We start from the raw sequence: 16,358 nt of genomic DNA on the forward strand, positions 1-16,358 counted from the left end.
CGCTGGGCTAACTCTCCGCGATCTTGATCGGGAGGTTGCCATGTTGCATCACAGCCGGCCATCCGGCGAATTTCTCATCGGCGAATTTTTTGCCGGAATGCGTGCCATTGTTCCGCTTGTTGTCGCTGTCTTGCCGATTGGCCTGGTCTTCGGCGCGGTCGCCGCCACCAAGGGCCTTTCTCCGCTGGAAACGACGCTAATGAGCGCACTCGTCTTTGCAGGCGGTTCGCAGTTCGTGGCGATGGACATCTGGACGCATCCGGCAAGCTGGGTCGGCGTCGGCTTCGCGGCTTTGCTGGTCAATATCCGCCACGTGCTGATGAGTGCGTCGATCGGCACAAAGATGCAGTACTTTATCGGTATCAAACGTTATCTCGCTATGCTCTTCCTTGCCGACGAACTCTGGGCCATGGCGGAGTTTCGTGCCGGCAGCATGCGGCTGACACCCGCCTGGTATGCTGGCATCGTCACGCCCTTCTACCTCACCTGGGTCGGCTCTTCGCTGGCGGGCGCATTGCTTGGCGCCTTTCTCGGCGACCCAGTCGTCATTGGCCTCGACTTCGCCTTTCCGGCCGTCTTCGTCGTGCTCGTCATGGGCTTCTGGAGAGGGCCGGAAACCGGCGCCGTTCTTGCCGCAAGTGGTCTTGCATCGGTTGCGGTCCATCATTTCCTAGCGGGTGTCTGGTATATCGCCGCCGGTGCGCTGGCCGGGCTGGCAGTGGCCCTCTGGCAGGGCAGGGCGCGGGAGCAGGCGGCGTGACGCTCGACCTCAGCATCTTTTTCGCCATCCTGGCGATGGCTGCGGCAACAATCTTCACCCGCATCAGCGGCCTCGTCTTGATCCGGCATGTCGAGATCGATGGGCGCCGGAGAACGGCAATCGAAGCCATTCCGCCGGCCGTGCTGATGGCCGTCATTTCCCCGACCGCCTTTGCGGCCGGCTGGGCGGAGACGCTGGCCTGTGCGGCAACGGCAATTGCCGCACGCCGCCTGCCGATGCTTGCGAGCGTCGTGGTTGGCGTCGCAACGGTCGCGCTGTTGCGGGCAGCCGGGCTCTAAAGGAATTGACGCGCGGGTAGCGCGTCAATGTTCCTCGTACTGTATGAAGGAAGGATCTGCGAGATCGGCGAAGCGGGTGAATTCCGCCTGGAAGGCGAGCTTCACCGTGCCCGTCGGTCCGTGACGCTGCTTAGCGATGATGACGTCGGCCGTGCCCTTCACCTTGTCGAACAGCGCTTCCCATTCCGGATATTTCGGATCATGGGGATCGCGCGGCTCCTGGTTCTTGACGTAATATTCCTCGCGGAACACGAAGAGCACGACGTCGGCATCCTGCTCGATCGAACCGGATTCTCGAAGGTCGGAGAGCTGCGGGCGCTTGTCGTCACGGCTTTCGACCTGACGCGATAGCTGCGACAGAGCGATGATCGGAACGTTGAGCTCTTTGCCGAGCGCCTTCAGTCCGGTGGTGATCTGGGTGATTTCCTGGACGCGGTTGTCGCTTGACTTGCCCGAGCCGGTCATCAGCTGCACGTAGTCGACCACCAGCACGTCGAGACCGCGCTGGCGCTTGAGGCGGCGCGCGCGCGCTGAAAGCTGGGCAATCGAGATGCCGCCGGTCTGGTCGATATAAAGCGGAACTTTCTGCATCATCATCGAGCAGGCGACGAGCTTTTCGAAATCGGCATCGTTGATATCGCCGCGACGGATCTTCGAGGAGGAGACTTCCGTCTGCTCCGAGATGATGCGGGTGGCGAGCTGTTCGGAGGACATTTCGAGCGAATAGAAGCCGACGACGCCGCCGTTCTTGGCCTTCATGCTGCCGTCCGGCTGCACCTCGCCCTCGTAGGCGGCAGCGATATTATAGGCAATGTTGGTCGCAAGCGAGGTCTTGCCCATGCCGGGGCGTCCGGCGAGGATGATCAAGTCCGAACGCTGCAGACCGCCCATCTTGGCATCAAGTGAATGGATGCCGGTGGAAATACCGGAAAGGCCGCCGTCGCGTTCCTTGGCGACGGCCGCCATGTCGATGGCGAGCGCCACCGCATCGTTGAAGGACTGAAAACCGCCGTCGTAGCGGCCATTTTCGGCGAGTTCAAACAGACGGCGCTCGGTATCTTCGATCTGCGACTGCGGCGGCATGTCGAGCGGCGCGTCATAGGCGATGTTGACGACATCCTCGCCGATGGTGATCAGGGCCCGGCGCAGCGCGAGATCATAGATCGCCCGGCCGTAATCCTCGGCATTGATGACGGTGACGGCATTGCTGACGAGGCTTGCCAGATATTGCGACACCGTCATCTCACCGACCTTCTCGTCGGCCTTTAGAAAGGTCTTGATCGTCACCGGGTTGGCGATCTTGCCCATACGGATGATGTCGCCCGCAACCTCGAAGATCTTCCTGTGCAGCGGTTCATAGAGATGGATCGGCTTCAGAAAGTCCGACACCCGGTAATAGGCGTCGTTGTTCATCAGGATGGCGCCGAGAAGCGCTTGCTCTGCTTCGATATTGTTGGGTGCTTCGCGGTAATGCTGCTCCGACGGAGCAACGGCTGCAATCTTTCGAGCGGCGTCGTTCATCATCATCCGTTCTGTCTTTTATCCAACTCCGGATTTGCAATTCCGGCTAGAGAAAATCAAGGGGCCGCGAAAAGAGCGGAGGTTCGTCTCGCCTAAATCCTGAACGCTGTGCCCATTGTTCGACTTCTCCACAGTCCCGGGCGCCACAACTAAGAAATACTGGCAGTGTCACCCGCGGGACACGGTACGGATCCGACTCAGCTCATCCGTTCCGGTGAAGGATATGTTAGCGCGAGGACATCGGGCACGCAGCAAAAACATCCGGGCAATCCCCTGTTAAAAAGTGATCCGATGGCGGCGAGACGAACGGAAACGAAAAAGCCCGGCGCGGTGGCCGGGCTTTCCTCTCGCGGAATGTCCGGCGAGAATTATGCTTGGTCTTCGTCGATGCCGTCGGCTTCCGGATCGAAGAAATCTTCCGGACGCAGCGCGTCTTCGTCGACGCCGTAGATCGCGTCGACCGAAGTGAGTTCTTCGCCCTTGGCCTGGCGCTCTGCCTCTTCGGCAGAACGGGCAACGTTCAGTTCGACGTTGATTTCGACTTCGGCATGCAGCTGCAGCTCGACCTTGTGCAGGCCGATCGCCTTGATCGGCGTGTTGAGATGAACCTGGTTGCGGCCGATATTGAAACCTTCGGCAGCGAGGATCTCGACGACGTCACGGGCAGCGACCGAGCCGTAGAGCTGGCCGGTTTCGCCTGCGGAGCGCACGACGATGAAGGACTTACCGTCGAGAACGTCGGCGACCTTCTGGGCTTCCGACTTGCGCTCGAGGTTGCGGGCTTCGAGCGTCGCGCGCTCGGCTTCGAAGCGAGTCTTGTTGGCGGCGTTGGCGCGCAGCGCCTTGCCGAGCGGCAGCAGGTAGTTACGGGCAAAGCCGTCGCGAACCTTTACGGTTTCGCCCATCTGGCCGAGCTTGGAGATGCGTTCGAGAAGGATGACTTCCATTTTCTTGTTCCTTTCTTGTGTCTCAGATTTTCGTATCGGGTTGTTTGGGGGCATCGGCATCTTTCGCCGGGGTCAGTGCGATCGCCTTGCGCGTATCGCTGAGACCCACGACCAGGATGAGGAGAGCTGGCAGCAGCATGAGCATCGAAGCCAGGTAGCAGAGAATGAGGGCCGGTATCCGCCAGTCCTTGCCGCGTGTGCGGAAATGCAGCGAGGCGAAGCCGGAGAGCATGAAGCCGGCGCCGAAGGTGCCGATCACCGTGGCGCCGACGAGCGCCGGGACGCCGCCGAAGAAGCAGGCAGCGAGCCCGGCCAGGAAGATGAAGATCGAATTGCGGTTCATGCGCAGCGACGACGGAATATCCTCGCGCGGCCGAAGGCCCCGGCCGGATGCGGCGACGATGCGCACGGCCAAGTAATAGGCAGCAAACAGCATGCTGACCCACATGCCGCCCTGCACGACCGGCAGCATGAGCAGGATCAGCGATTTGGTCTGCGCGGTTGCCGCGGGATCGGGCATGAATTCCGGCTGCTGCTGCTTGACCGAGGTGATCAGCAGATCGACGATCGGATCGGTGATCTCGGGGCCATAGCCGATCATCACGCCGATGACGATGACGGCGAACGTCACCAGGCCGCACAGATGCAGCAGGATATCGGAGAGCGGGTACCAAGCCAGCAGATCGTCAGGGCCGCCGAGTTCGGAGGCGGGACGGGCGAGATTGGCGAGGTGGCTCAGCCAGCCCGCCGGCAGCAGCGTCACCAGAGTCATGATCAGGGCAAAGGACGGCGAGGTGAAGATCGCAGCGAGCGCCGCTGCAGAGACCACCGCCGCAATCGCGGCGGCATTGCCCCAGCCGAGCCCGACCAGCAGGATCGGCAGCGCCGAGGCCGTATAAAGGAGCGCGCTGAAAAACGATGGCTGTATGCTCGCGCCCAGCACCAGCAGTGCGGCGGTCAATCCGGCGAGTGCGCCGATCAGCAGCGTTTTGATATCCGGTCGTTTCAATGTCGCTGTCCTGCTTCGTCAAGCAGTTAGAGGCTGTTACTGAATTGAATTCAGAAACGTCTCAACATGGGTTTTAAGAATTCCGATCCGCGCCCATCGCGGAAGGGAGAAGGGAAGGCACGAATGCCTTCCCTTTGAAGTGATCGTCTCAGCCGATCAGGCGACGACGTAGGGCAGCAGGCCGAGGAAACGGGCGCGCTTGATCGCCTGGGCGAGTTCGCGCTGCTTCTTCTGGGAAACGGCCGTGATGCGGGACGGAACGATCTTGCCGCGCTCGGAAATGTAGCGCTGCAGCAGGCGTACGTCCTTGTAGTCGATCCGCGGCGCGTTTGCGCCGGAGAACGGGCAGGTCTTGCGGCGGCGATGGAACGGGCGGCGGACCGGAGCGGAGGAAGCTTCAGACATTCTTATATCTCCTTATGCACGGTCTTCGCGGGGAGCGCGATCCGGACGCGGCGCGCGCTGGAACTCGCCGTCACGGCGCGGCGGACGGTCGCCGAATTCGCGACGCGGGCCGCGGTCGCCACCTTCGCGCGGGCCGCGATCGTCGCGGTCGCGCTTCTGCAGCATGGCAGACGGACCTTCTTCGTGCTTTTCGACGGCGATGGTCATGTAGCGAAGAACGTCTTCGCTGATGCGCATCTGGCGTTCCATTTCCTGGATCGCAGCCGGCGGTGCATCGATGTCCATCAGGGCATAGTGAGCCTTGCGGTTCTTCTTGATGCGATAGGTAAGGGACTTGAGGCCCCAGTTCTCGATGCGCCCGACTTTGCCGCCGTTAGCTTCGATCACGCCCTTGTACTGTTCTACGAGGGCATCGACCTGCTGAGCGGAAATATCCTGCCGGGCAAGGAATACATGTTCATAAAGAGCCATGACAGCTTTGCCTTTCTTGCGTTTGGTTCAACCCGATATTCGGCGGCTAAGCCTCAACGACTGCTCCTGATTGGGCGTACCCAGGCAAGAAAAGCGTTTCCGAGACGGTCGAGAGCGGAGACACGGGAGGCTGGAACGCTTCCGTTCCGAACGATTTCCAGGTGAAAATCGGCCCTCCGTTCAGCCACCAGCCAGAAGACCGGGTTAACGAACAGCGCGGCTTATACGGATTTTTCGGCGAAAGGCAAGCGCAATCGGACATTTGAACCCGACGCAGCTCAATCGGCAGGCGTCGGGCAGATGCGGGGATAGATCAGAGCGTCAGCGGATACTGCCGATGCACCTTGGCGATCTCCGCCAGGATTTCGTCCGAAAGCGTCAGGTCGGCCGCGCCGATATCGACCTTCAACTGCTCCATCGACGTCGCGCCGATGATGACCGAGGTCATGAAGGGCCTTGATCGGCAGAAGGCGAGCGCCATGACTGCCGGGTTGAGGCCGTACCGGGCCGCAAGCGCCAGATAGGCCTTGGTTGCAGGCTCCTGCAGCGGCTGCAGCCGGCCGCCGATATCGGGATTGATCGACGCGCGCGACCCCTTCGGCCTCTGACCATCGACATATTTTCCGGTCAGGATGCCGCCCGCGAGCGGCGAATAGGCGAGCAGCCCGACATCCTCGTGATACGAGAGTTCGGCGAGATCGAGGTCGAAATGGCGGTAGAGCAGATTGTACTCGTTCTGGACGCTTGCAACGCGCGGCAAGCTCTTCTGTTCGGACAGCGTCAGATATTTCTGGATGCCCCAGGTGGTCTCGTTGGAAAGGCCAATCGCGCGGATCTTGCCCTCCTTCACTAGCGCGTCAAGCGTTTCCAGGATATCGAGCATATTGGCGACAGCCTCCTGCCGATCCTGCTTGAACGGATCGTAGCTCCAGTTCTGACGGAAATGGAAATGGCCGCGGTTCGGCCAATGGACTTGGTAGAGATCGACATAATCGGTTCTCAGCCGCTTGAGGCTGGCCTCAAGCGCCAGGCGGATGTTCTTCGCATCGGCGCCTGCTCCGCCGCGCAGATAATCGCGCCCGCGTCCGGCGACCTTGGTGGCGAGCACGATGTCTTTGCGTTTTCCTGATTTGCTGAACCAACTGCCGATATAATCTTCGGTCCAGCCCTGGGTTTCGGCCGAGACCGGCGTCGTCGGATAAAGCTCGGCGGTATCGAAGAAATTGACGCCTTTCTCGACGGCGTAATCCATCTGCGCATGAGCGTCGGTTTCGCTGTTCTGCGAGCCCCAGGTCATGGTGCCCAGGCAAATTTCTGAAACGGAGATGCCCGTGCGGCCTAGAGAATTGTACTTCATGGGAAACCTTGGAAGAGAGGTGGAAGCCTTGGGGAAGTCTGCGCGAATCTAGGCCGGATTTGGCGGAGCGCAAGAGCAAAAACCGGGCTTTTGCACGCGGACGAAAGGCTTTGCGGAGAATCTGCCGCCACTTGACTCTGCCGGAAAGAATGTCAATTGGAGGCAAAACAGCCTCGATAGGCGCAATCAGGGACATGAGAATGACCATTGCTTTCACTTTTCCCGGCCAGGGCAGTCAGGTCGTCGGCATGGGTAAGGATCTGGCCGAGAATTTCACGGAAGCTCGCGCCGTTTTCGAAGAGGTCGACGAGGCGCTCGGTGAAAAGCTCTCGGATGTGATGTTCAACGGTCCGGAGGACACGTTGACCCTGACGGCGAACGCCCAACCGGCGCTGATGGCGGTTTCCATCGCCGTCGTCCGCGTTCTGCAGGCCAAAGGGCTCGATTTGAAGTCCCGGGTCGCCTACGTTGCCGGCCATTCGCTCGGCGAATATTCGGCCCTCTGCGCCGCCGGTACTTTTTCGCTCGCCGACACTGCGCGGCTGCTGCGCATCCGTGGCAATGCCATGCAGGCGGCCGTCCCCGTCGGCGTCGGCGCCATGGCGGCGATCATCGGCCTGGAACATGCCGACGTCGTGGCCGTCTGCGAGGAGGCCGCCGCAATCGGCGCCTGCCAGATCGCCAATGATAATGGCGGCGGTCAGATCGTCATCTCGGGCGAGAAGGCGGCCGTCGAAAGGGCGGCCGGCCTTGCCACCGACAGGGGCGCCAAGCGCGCCATCTTGCTGCCGGTTTCCGCTCCCTTCCATTCGACGCTGATGGCGCCGGCGGCCGAGGCCATGCGCGAGGCGCTGGCTGGCGTGAAGAAGGCCGATCCGGCCGTGCCCGTCATCGCCAATGTCCGCGCGGCTCCGGTCACCAATGCCGAGGAGATCGCCGCGCTTCTCGTCGAGCAGGTCACAGGGCAGGTCCGCTGGCGCGAGACGGTGGAATGGTTTGCCGGAAACGGCGTCACGACGCTTTACGAACTTGGGTCCGGCAAAGTGCTGACCGGCCTGGCCCGCCGTATCGACAAAACAGTCAACGGCATCTCCGTCGGCGGCCCCGCGGATATCGACGCGGCCGTCGCCGCCCTCATGGCCTGATTGATATTTTCAGATATAAGGAACGTTTCCATGTTCGATCTTTCCGGCCGCAAGGCTCTCGTCACCGGCGCATCGGGCGGCATCGGCGAGGAAATTGCCCGTCTTCTTCATAAGCAGGGCGCCATCGTTGGCCTGCACGGCACCCGCGTCGAGAAGCTGGAGGCGCTGGCGGCCGAGCTCGGCGAGCGCGTCAAGATCTTCCCGGCAAACCTGTCCGACCGTGAGGAGGTCAAGGCGCTCGGCCAGAAGGCGGAAGCCGATCTCGAAGGGGTGGATATTCTGGTCAACAATGCCGGCATCACCAAGGATGGCCTCTTCGTGCGCATGAGCGACGAGGATTGGGACGCTGTTCTCGAAGTCAACCTGACGGCGACGTTCCGCCTGACGCGCGAGTTGACGCATCCGATGATGCGCCGCCGCTACGGCCGTATCATCAATATCACCTCGGTCGTCGGCGTCACCGGCAATCCGGGGCAGGCCAATTATTGCGCCTCCAAGGCCGGCATGATCGGATTCACCAAGTCCCTGGCGCAGGAAATTGCGACGCGCAACGTGACGGTCAACTGCGTCGCGCCCGGCTTCATCGAAAGCGCCATGACCGGCAAGCTGAACGACAAGCAGAAGGAAGCGATCATGGGGGCGATTCCGATGAAGCGGATGGGCACCGGCGGCGAGGTCGCTTCGGCCGTTGCCTACCTTGCGTCCTCCGAGGCTGCCTACATGACCGGCCAGACGCTGCATGTAAACGGCGGCATGGCTATGATCTGAAACGACAAACTGTTGGCATCGGATTATTTCCCGCCAATAGCATGTTGAGCAATCACGAAGCGTTGATTTTCTGGCTTTGCGGCAGACTTAAACCATGTTAAGCGGGCCATGACTGTGAACAGTCGTCCCGAGAAAGCAGACGGACCGGCGGGCTTTTCGCAAGCCTGGGACATCTCTGAAGCCGGGTAAACGAGTTTGCCGAGGATGTCTGAAAACATCGCAGGCTGAAACAGGGTAGGGGTGCCGCAACGGCATTCCGATCAGGACATAAGGTCGAGGAAACCGACATGAGCGATATCGCAGAACGCGTAAAGAAAATTGTTATTGATCATCTTGGCGTCGATGCCGACAAGGTTGTCGAGAGCGCCAGCTTTATCGACGATCTGGGCGCTGACTCGCTCGACACGGTCGAACTTGTCATGGCTTTCGAAGAAGAATTCGGCGTTGAAATTCCTGACGACGCTGCCGACTCGATCCTGACGGTCGGCGATGCAGTGAAGTTTATTGAGAAGGCCCAGGCCTGATACTGTATATTTGAGAAAGGGCGGGCCTGGAGTCCGCCCTTTTCTTTTCGGCATATTTCTCCATAGAATATAAGAGACGGGGGAAACCACGCGATGAGACGTGTCGTCATCACCGGTACCGGCATGGTATCACCCTTGGGATGCGGAACTGAGGTGACGTGGTCTCGGCTGCTTGCCGGCCAGAACGGTGCCCGTCTGGTCACCGAATTCGAAGTCGATGACCTTCCCGCCAAGATCGCTTGCCGTATCCCGATCGGCGACGGCACCGATGGCACGTTCAGTGCCGATCAGTGGATGGAGCCGAAGGAGCAGCGCAAGGTTGATCCCTTTATCATCTACGGCATGGCCGCCGCCGACATGGCGCTTGCCGATGCCGACTGGCATCCCGAGACGGATGAGGATCAGATTGCCACCGGTGTGCTGATCGGCTCCGGCATTGGCGGCATCGAAGGCATCGTCGAGGCAGGCTACACCCTGCGCGACAAGGGTCCCCGCCGCATCTCCCCCTTCTTCATCCCCGGCCGCCTGATCAACCTCGTTTCCGGCCAGGTCTCGATTCGCCACAAGCTGCGCGGACCCAATCATTCGGTTGTCACCGCCTGCTCCACCGGCGCGCATGCGATCGGCGATGCCGCGCGGCTGATCGCTCTTGGTGACGCCGACGTCATGGTCGCCGGCGGTACGGAATCTCCCGTCAGCCGTATTTCGCTCGCAGGATTTGCCGCCTGCAAGGCGCTGTCGACCCAGCACAATGACGATCCGCAGAAAGCTTCGCGCCCCTATGACCGTGATCGCGACGGCTTCGTCATGGGCGAGGGCGCCGGCATTGTCGTGCTCGAAGAGTTGGAGCATGCCAAGGCCCGCGGCGCCAAGATCTACGCCGAAGTCGTCGGCTATGGCCTGTCGGGTGACGCCTATCACATCACTGCGCCTTCCGAAGACGGCGAGGGTGCCGGCCGCTGCATGGCGATGGCGCTGAAGCGCGCCGGCCTGACGCCGGCCGACATCGATTACATCAACGCCCACGGTACTTCGACCATGGCCGACACGATCGAACTCGGGGCTGTCGAGCGCCTGGTCGGCAACGCAGCGTCCAAGATCTCCATGTCCTCGACCAAATCGGCGACGGGACATCTTCTCGGTGCTGCCGGTGCGATTGAGGCGATCTTCGCGACACTTGCCATCCGTGACAACATTGCGCCGCCGACGCTCAATCTCGACAATCCCGAACGCGAGACGGCGATCGATCTTGTTCCGCACAAGGCTCGTGAGCGAGAAATCAACGTGGCCCTGTCCAACTCGTTCGGATTCGGCGGCACGAACGCATCGCTTGTGCTGAGCCGCTACGCACAATAAGGGCCGCGTCGTAGCAGGCCGTGTGAAAGCACAACGACCGGCAGCGGCTTCGTTGAACGGTGGCAGAACCTGTTTTTGCCGCATTGCTTCGCGAAATAGCGAAATGAGGGCGCAGTTATAGAGGATTGCCGGTGAGCGACACGACGAACCAGAGCAGCGATACCCAGGCGCAGAAGGGACCGATCATCCCGAAATCGCCGAGCGAAGCTCTGCGTCCCGAACGTGTTCCGGAGCCGCCGAAACGTTCCAAGAACGCCCGCAGCCAGATCGTACTTTTCCTGAACTTCATCATGACGATGACGGTCCTGGTCTGCGTCCTTGCCGTCATCGGCTTCTACTACGCGACTTCGACCTATCAGAGCCCGGGGCCGCTGCAGACCAACACCAATTTCATCGTTCGCAACGGTGCGGGCCTGGCGGAAATCGCCTCGAATCTCGAGCGCAACGCGATCATCTCCGATGCCCGTATCTTCCGTTATCTCACGGCGACGCATCTTTCCGCCGGCGAGAGCCTGAAGGCCGGTGAATACGAGATCAAAGCGAGAGCCTCCATGAGCGATATCATGGAGTTGCTGAAATCGGGCAAGTCCATTCTTTATTCAGTTTCCTTCCCCGAAGGCCTGACGGTCCGCCAGATGTTCGACCGCATGCTCCAGGACCCGGTGCTGGAAGGCGATCTGCCGGCCGCACTGCCGGCCGAAGGCAGCCTGCGCCCGGACACCTACAAGTTCTCGCGCGGCACCAAGCGCTCGGAAATCATAGAACAGATGGCGGCCGCACAGCAGAAGCTCGTGGATCAAATTTGGGATAAGCGTGACCCCTCGCTGTCGCTGCGATCCAAAGAAGAGTTCGTGATCCTCGCTTCGATCGTCGAAAAGGAGACCGGCGTTCCCGACGAACGGGCCCATGTCGCTTCCGTTTTCCTGAACCGGCTTTCTAAGGGAATGCGCCTGCAGTCTGATCCGACGATCATCTACGGGCTTTTCGGTGGCGAGGGAAAACCGGCCGACCGGCCGATCTACCAGTCGGACCTGAAGCGGGACACGCCATACAATACCTATGTCATCAAGGGCCTGCCGCCGACGCCGATCGCCAATCCCGGCAAGGATGCGCTGGAAGCCGTCGCCAACCCTTGGAAGACCCAGGATCTCTATTTCGTGGCCGACGGCACCGGCGGCCACGTTTTTGCCGCTACACTTGAGGAGCACAATGCCAACGTCAAGCGCTGGCGCAAGCTCGAGGCCGACAAGGGTTCGGACCCGAACATAGCGGTCGATGGTCAGCCGGAAGAGCAGCCGGGCGAAAATGGCGCGGCCGTCGTGCCGCCGAAGAAAAAGAAGATCAACTGACAACTTTCGGGAGGCTCGGATGGCTTTGCAGTCCATGACCGGTTTTGCGCGGCGCGAGGGAACGAGCGGCCGCTGGCGCTGGGCATGGGAACTGCGCTCGGTCAACGGTAAGGGTTTCGACCTGCGCCTGCGCCTGCCGCCCGGCCTCGAACGCATGGAGGCGGAGGTCCGCCGCCTTGCCGGCGAAACCTTCAGCCGCGGCAATCTGCAGGCATCCCTGTCGATTACCGCCGACGAGAACCGTTTCGAGGCGGTGCTGAACAAACAAGCGCTTGCCGCCGTGCTTGCCATGCGCGAGCAGTTGGTGGACGTGATCGATCCGGCGCCGTTGAAGCTCGATACGCTGCTTTTGGTGCGCGGAATCGTGGAGTTCCGTGAAGGCGAGGATGGCGAAGAGGCGCTTGCCGCCCGTGATGCCGATATTGTCGCCGGCCTCTCGGCCGCGCTTGCCGATCTCCGGGCGATGCGCGAACAGGAGGGAGCGGCGCTTTCCCGCGTTCTTCTCGATCATGTCGCGACGATCGAAGAGCTGACGCGGACGATCGAGGCGGATCCGTCGCGATCTCAGCCTGAGATCGCGTCCCGGCTTGCGGCACAGGTCGCGTTACTTATGGAGGGCATGGCCGCGCTTGACCGTGACAGGCTGCATGCCGAGGCCGCCTTGTTGGCGACAAAGGCGGATCTGCGCGAGGAGATCGATCGCCTGAAGGCGCATATAACTGCAGCGCGCGATCTCCTGCTGAAAGGTGGACCTGCAGGGCGCCGACTGGACTTCCTTGCACAGGAATTTAACCGCGAATCAAATACCATCTGTTCGAAGTCGAATGCCTCGGCCATCACTGCCGCCGGCATCGAACTGAAAGTCGTGATCGACCAGTTCCGCGAGCAGGTCCAGAATTTGGAGTAGGACATGAAACCGGCGAAATCCTCGCCCGTGCAGATCGCCCGCCGCGGTCTAATGCTTGTCATTTCGTCGCCGTCGGGCGCCGGCAAGTCCACCATTGCGCGCACGCTTCTGGAGACCGACAAGCATATCGGCCTCTCCGTCAGCGTCACCACGCGCCAGCGCCGCCCGAGCGAGGTCGAAGGCGTGCATTACCACTTCAAGAGCGTGCGCGAATTCGAGCGGCTGCGCGATAGCGACGCGCTTCTCGAATGGGCCGAGGTGCATGGCAATTTTTACGGCACGCCGCGCGAGCCGGTCGAACAGGCCATGGCCGAAGGTCGCGATATGCTTTTCGATATTGATTGGCAGGGCGCCCAGCAGTTGCAGGAGAAGATGTCGGCCGACGTCGTCTCGATTTTCGTGCTGCCGCCGACCATGACGGAACTCCAGTCGCGGCTGCACCGCCGTGCCGAGGACTCCGAGGAAGTCATTCAGACGCGCCTGGTCAACAGCCGCGCCGAGATCGCCCATTGGCGCGAATATGATTATGTCATCGTCAATGACGATCTCAATAATGCATTCGACGCCGTCCAATCGATCGTCAAGGCCGAACGCCTGCGCCGCGATCGCCGTCACGGAATGTTCGATTTTGTCCGCGAGTTGCTGGAAGAGACTCCAGCACTCTAAGCGCATTCGTTATGCTGTCCAACAGCAAGTGTGGCTCTAAAGGCTATTTGCGAGAAGGCAGAATTCTTCGACTGAGAGGGTCTCCGCCCGCCGCGCCGGATCTATTCCGGCCTTGATGAGCAGGCTCTCGCCGCCGACCGGCTTCAGGCTCTGGCGCAGCATCTTGCGGCGCTGGCCGAAGGCGGCCTGCGTTACTTTTTCCAGATTGGCGACGGCGCAGGGGATGGGGTTCTCCCTGGGGACAAGATGCACCACCGTCGACGTCACCTTAGGCGGGGGCGTGAAGGCTTGCGGCGATACGTCGAAGACCATGCGTGCTTCGGTCCGCCAGCCGCAGAGCACGCCGAGTCGGCCGTAATGGTCGTCGTCCTCGCCGGCGACGATACGCTCGCCGACTTCCTTCTGGAACATCAGCGTCAGCGACTGCCAGAACGGCGGCCAGGTCCTCGGCAGCAGCCAGTTGACCAGCAGCTGCGTGCCGACATTATAGGGCAGGTTGGCGATGATCTTGACGGGGCCCTCGGGTGCCAATGACTCGAAATCCATTTTAAGCGCATCCCCTTCGATAACCTCAAGTCGGCCGGGATAGTGATCGGCGATCTCGGCAAGCGCCGGCAGGCAGCGCGCGTCCCGCTCGATGGCAATCACCTTCCTGGCGCCAAGCGCCAGGATCGCGCGGGTCAGCCCGCCGGGGCCGGGGCCGACCTCGAAAACGGTGGTCTCTTCGAGCGCGCCTGCCGTGCGGGCGACCTTCTGCGTGAGATTGAGGTCGAGCAGGAAGTTCTGCCCGAGCGCTTTGCGCGCATCGAGGCCGTGACGCCGAATGACGTCGCGAAGCGGCGGCAGCCCATCGAGTGCAGCCATCAGCGGCGGCTTTCCGCAGTGCGGCCAAGCTGGGCGGCGAGCTTCAACGCCGCAATCAGGCTCTGCTCACGCGCCAGTCCCTTGCCGGCAATGCCGAAAGCGGTGCCGTGATCCGGCGAGGTTCGCACGAAGGGAAGGCCGAGCGTGACGTTGACGCTGTCGTCGAAACCAAGCGCCTTGGCCGGGATCAGGGCCTGATCGTGATACATGCAGATGGCCACATCATATCGCGCCCGCGCCTCGTCATGAAACATCGTATCGGCGGGCAGGGGGCCGATCGCATCGATACCCTCGTCGCGAAGGCGCTCGATTGCCGGGCGGATGACGTCCTCGTCTTCCTTGCCGATCATCCCGGTTTCGCCCGCATGCGGATTGAGGCCGGCTACGGCGAGTCGCGGCGCTTCGATGCCGAAGCGCTGCATCAGATCCTCGTGAGCGATCCGGCAGGTCTCTATGATCAATTCCTCCGTCAGCACCTGCGGCACGTCTCGGATCGGGATGTGGATGGTGACGGGAATGGCCCTGAGTCTTGGTCCCGACAACATCATCACCGGTGTCACCGGCCTTCCGGTCGCCCTGGCGGCAAGATCGGCGAGGAATTCTGTATGGCCCGGAAAACCGAAACCCGCCTCGTACAGCACGGCCTTGGCGATCGGATTCGTGACGACCGCGAGCGCCTCGCCGCCGATGACGAGCGAGACTGCTTTCTCGATCGCGGCAATCGTGCCCTTGGCCGTTGCCGGATGCGGCTCGCCGGCCACCACCGCGATGCCGGCCGGCACGCTCATGACCGGCAGCGCCTCGGCGAATACGCCTGTTGCATCGCCGGCCTTGTCGATCTCACGGATGGAAACCGCCAGATTAAGCTGGCGGGCCCGCAAGGCCAGGACATCCGGGTCGCCGGCCAGGAAAAAAGGCGGAAGCCCGAGTTCACGCCGCCGGAGCCAGGCCATCAGGGTGATATCCGGCCCGATGCCGGCGGGATCGCCCTGGCTCAGCGCAAGTGGTCGTGAAAAGGGTATCGCCATCGTCGGTCAGCGATAGGCGATCTGCGCCTTCTTGCGCAGTTCTTCCAGGTATTTTTTGCTGTTCTCGTTTTCCGGCGGGCCATTCTTGCCGGCCTTGGACTTGTCGAGATCTTCCTGGCGGAAAACCATTTCGGCGGCCTGGTCGTCGGAGACCTGGCGCTGGCTGCAGATCGCCAGATATTCGACGCCTTTCTCGGTGACGCGGGTGCCTGTCGTGTTGCCCTTGGCCTGCTCGACCAGAGGCTTCCAATCCGGCGGGATCTCAGGAGCGAGCATGCGGCCGAGATCGCGCACCGAAACGTCGCGCATCGTCGCGGCAAAGACCTTAGCCTGATCGCAGCCGGGATATTTCGCGCGCGATGCCTCGGCCTCGCTCTTGCGCTTGCCCGTGATGGCGCCGCGCTTGGCCTCAGGAATGACGAAGATGATCTGCTGCAGCATATATTCCGTCGTCACCGGCTTTTGTTTGTTGTTCTGCATCATGCGCGAGACGAGGTCATAGTTCGACAGTCGCGAGCTCGAGCCGTAGCGCGCATTGACGACGCGCGGCCAGCTCATCTGTACGGCGATGAAGTTTTTGAAATGGTCGACGCCGACGCCGGCGCGATCGAGGATCTGCGACATCTGCTCGACGGAAAGCTTGTTGCCGGCCGAAAAACGCGCGAAAGACGCATCGACGTCCTGTTGCGAAACCGACATGCGGACGCGGGCGACCTCCTGGCGCTTGAGCGTTTCGTCCACCAACTGCTCCTTGGCGGTCTTGGCGTCGGCCGGCGCTTTCTGCAGGCGCAGGAAAGCCTGGCGCTTGGCGACATCGCCGCTGGTGATGGCGGTGCCGTTCACCACGGCCTGGACTTCGCTTGCTGCAAGCGCCGGGGCGGCAAGGCCCGTCAGCAAGGCAAGCGCTGCGCCGGTGAGAAAGGCGGTTATGGCTTTTTTCGCGTCAATCATCTGTTGACCTCCCAATAGCGCCGCGAGCCGT

18 protein-coding genes are annotated in these 16,358 nt (G+C 61.5%); 9 read left to right on the forward strand and 9 right to left on the reverse strand.

Features of this window, described 5'->3' with window-relative positions:
* Positions 1–40: 40 nt before the first annotated feature.
* Positions 41–760, forward strand: coding sequence for an AzlC family ABC transporter permease (locus J2J98_RS07175; RefSeq protein ID WP_207602742.1), 720 nt, complete (start codon positions 41–43; stop codon positions 758–760).
* Entirely contained in the window at positions 757–1,059 is a 303-nt protein-coding gene (locus J2J98_RS07180; RefSeq protein ID WP_207602743.1) for an AzlD family protein, read from the forward strand. Before J2J98_RS07175 ends, J2J98_RS07180 begins: the two co-directional genes overlap by 4 nt.
* 24 nt (positions 1,060–1,083) lie before the next feature.
* Here the strand turns inward: J2J98_RS07180 and J2J98_RS07185 are convergent, their stop codons facing one another.
* The 6 genes from J2J98_RS07185 to J2J98_RS07210 all read right to left on the reverse strand — a co-directional run bounded on the left by J2J98_RS07185 (position 1,084) and on the right by J2J98_RS07210 (position 6,769).
* Positions 1,084–2,580, reverse strand: a complete 1,497-nt coding sequence (locus J2J98_RS07185) for a replicative DNA helicase (RefSeq protein ID WP_064707063.1) — start codon at positions 2,578–2,580, stop codon at positions 1,084–1,086.
* 368 nt (positions 2,581–2,948) lie between these two features.
* Positions 2,949–3,527, reverse strand: coding sequence for a 50S ribosomal protein L9 (gene rplI / locus J2J98_RS07190; protein WP_138395041.1), 579 nt, complete (start codon positions 3,525–3,527; stop codon positions 2,949–2,951).
* 22 nt (positions 3,528–3,549) lie between these two features.
* Complete coding sequence (locus J2J98_RS07195) at positions 3,550–4,536, reverse strand: DUF2232 domain-containing protein (protein ID WP_064706800.1); 987 nt, start codon at positions 4,534–4,536, stop codon at positions 3,550–3,552.
* 156 nt (positions 4,537–4,692) lie between these two features.
* Complete coding sequence (gene rpsR, locus J2J98_RS07200) at positions 4,693–4,941, reverse strand: 30S ribosomal protein S18 (RefSeq protein WP_004680498.1); 249 nt, start codon at positions 4,939–4,941, stop codon at positions 4,693–4,695.
* A gap of 12 nt (positions 4,942–4,953) precedes the next feature.
* Positions 4,954–5,412, reverse strand: coding sequence for a 30S ribosomal protein S6 (gene rpsF / locus J2J98_RS07205; protein WP_064706801.1), 459 nt, complete (start codon positions 5,410–5,412; stop codon positions 4,954–4,956).
* 313 nt (positions 5,413–5,725) lie between these two features.
* On the reverse strand, positions 5,726–6,769 hold the full coding sequence (locus J2J98_RS07210; protein WP_138395043.1) for an aldo/keto reductase: 1,044 nt from the start codon (positions 6,767–6,769) through the stop codon (positions 5,726–5,728).
* 200 nt (positions 6,770–6,969) lie between these two features.
* Here J2J98_RS07210 and fabD point away from each other — a divergent pair, with 200 nt between their 5' ends.
* The 7 genes from fabD (at position 6,970) to gmk (ending at position 13,484) form a co-directional block, all read left to right on the forward strand.
* Positions 6,970–7,914, forward strand: coding sequence for an ACP S-malonyltransferase (gene fabD, locus J2J98_RS07215; RefSeq protein WP_138395044.1), 945 nt, complete (start codon positions 6,970–6,972; stop codon positions 7,912–7,914).
* Positions 7,915–7,944: 30 nt separating this feature from the next.
* Positions 7,945–8,682: a 3-oxoacyl-[acyl-carrier-protein] reductase gene (gene fabG, locus J2J98_RS07220; protein ID WP_064706803.1), complete on the forward strand. Its 738-nt coding sequence runs from the start codon at positions 7,945–7,947 to the stop codon at positions 8,680–8,682.
* Positions 8,683–8,969: 287 nt separating this feature from the next.
* The gene (locus tag J2J98_RS07225; RefSeq protein WP_003547058.1) at positions 8,970–9,206 is read left to right on the forward strand and encodes an acyl carrier protein; all 237 of its coding nucleotides are present in this window, start codon (positions 8,970–8,972) and stop codon (positions 9,204–9,206) included.
* A 93-nt stretch (positions 9,207–9,299) separates the two neighbouring features.
* Positions 9,300–10,562, forward strand: a complete 1,263-nt coding sequence (fabF, locus tag J2J98_RS07230) for a beta-ketoacyl-ACP synthase II (protein WP_064706804.1) — start codon at positions 9,300–9,302, stop codon at positions 10,560–10,562.
* Between the two features lie 131 nt (positions 10,563–10,693).
* Positions 10,694–11,911 (forward strand): endolytic transglycosylase MltG, encoded by a 1,218-nt coding sequence (gene mltG / locus J2J98_RS07235; protein ID WP_207602744.1) that lies wholly within the window; start codon positions 10,694–10,696, stop codon positions 11,909–11,911.
* A 19-nt stretch (positions 11,912–11,930) separates the two neighbouring features.
* Entirely contained in the window at positions 11,931–12,818 is an 888-nt protein-coding gene (locus tag J2J98_RS07240) for a YicC/YloC family endoribonuclease (protein ID WP_207602745.1), read from the forward strand.
* A 3-nt stretch (positions 12,819–12,821) separates the two neighbouring features.
* Positions 12,822–13,484, forward strand: a complete 663-nt coding sequence (gmk, locus tag J2J98_RS07245; RefSeq protein WP_064706807.1) for a guanylate kinase — start codon at positions 12,822–12,824, stop codon at positions 13,482–13,484.
* A gap of 36 nt (positions 13,485–13,520) precedes the next feature.
* Here the strand turns inward: gmk and rsmA are convergent, their stop codons facing one another.
* From rsmA to J2J98_RS07260, 3 genes are read right to left on the reverse strand one after another with little or no spacing between them, the layout of a single operon-like run.
* On the reverse strand, positions 13,521–14,348 hold the full coding sequence (rsmA, locus tag J2J98_RS07250; protein WP_207602746.1) for a 16S rRNA (adenine(1518)-N(6)/adenine(1519)-N(6))-dimethyltransferase RsmA: 828 nt from the start codon (positions 14,346–14,348) through the stop codon (positions 13,521–13,523).
* Positions 14,348–15,376, reverse strand: a complete 1,029-nt coding sequence (gene pdxA, locus J2J98_RS07255) for a 4-hydroxythreonine-4-phosphate dehydrogenase PdxA (RefSeq protein WP_207602747.1) — start codon at positions 15,374–15,376, stop codon at positions 14,348–14,350. The genes rsmA and pdxA overlap by 1 nt, the downstream gene beginning before the upstream one ends.
* 6 nt (positions 15,377–15,382) lie before the next feature.
* The gene (locus J2J98_RS07260; RefSeq protein ID WP_064706810.1) at positions 15,383–16,327 is read right to left on the reverse strand and encodes a SurA N-terminal domain-containing protein; all 945 of its coding nucleotides are present in this window, start codon (positions 16,325–16,327) and stop codon (positions 15,383–15,385) included.
* Positions 16,328–16,358: the final 31 nt, after the last annotated feature.

Source organism: Rhizobium bangladeshense (assembly GCF_017357245.1).
In the GTDB taxonomy this organism is placed as follows: Bacteria; Pseudomonadota; Alphaproteobacteria; order Rhizobiales; family Rhizobiaceae; genus Rhizobium; species Rhizobium bangladeshense.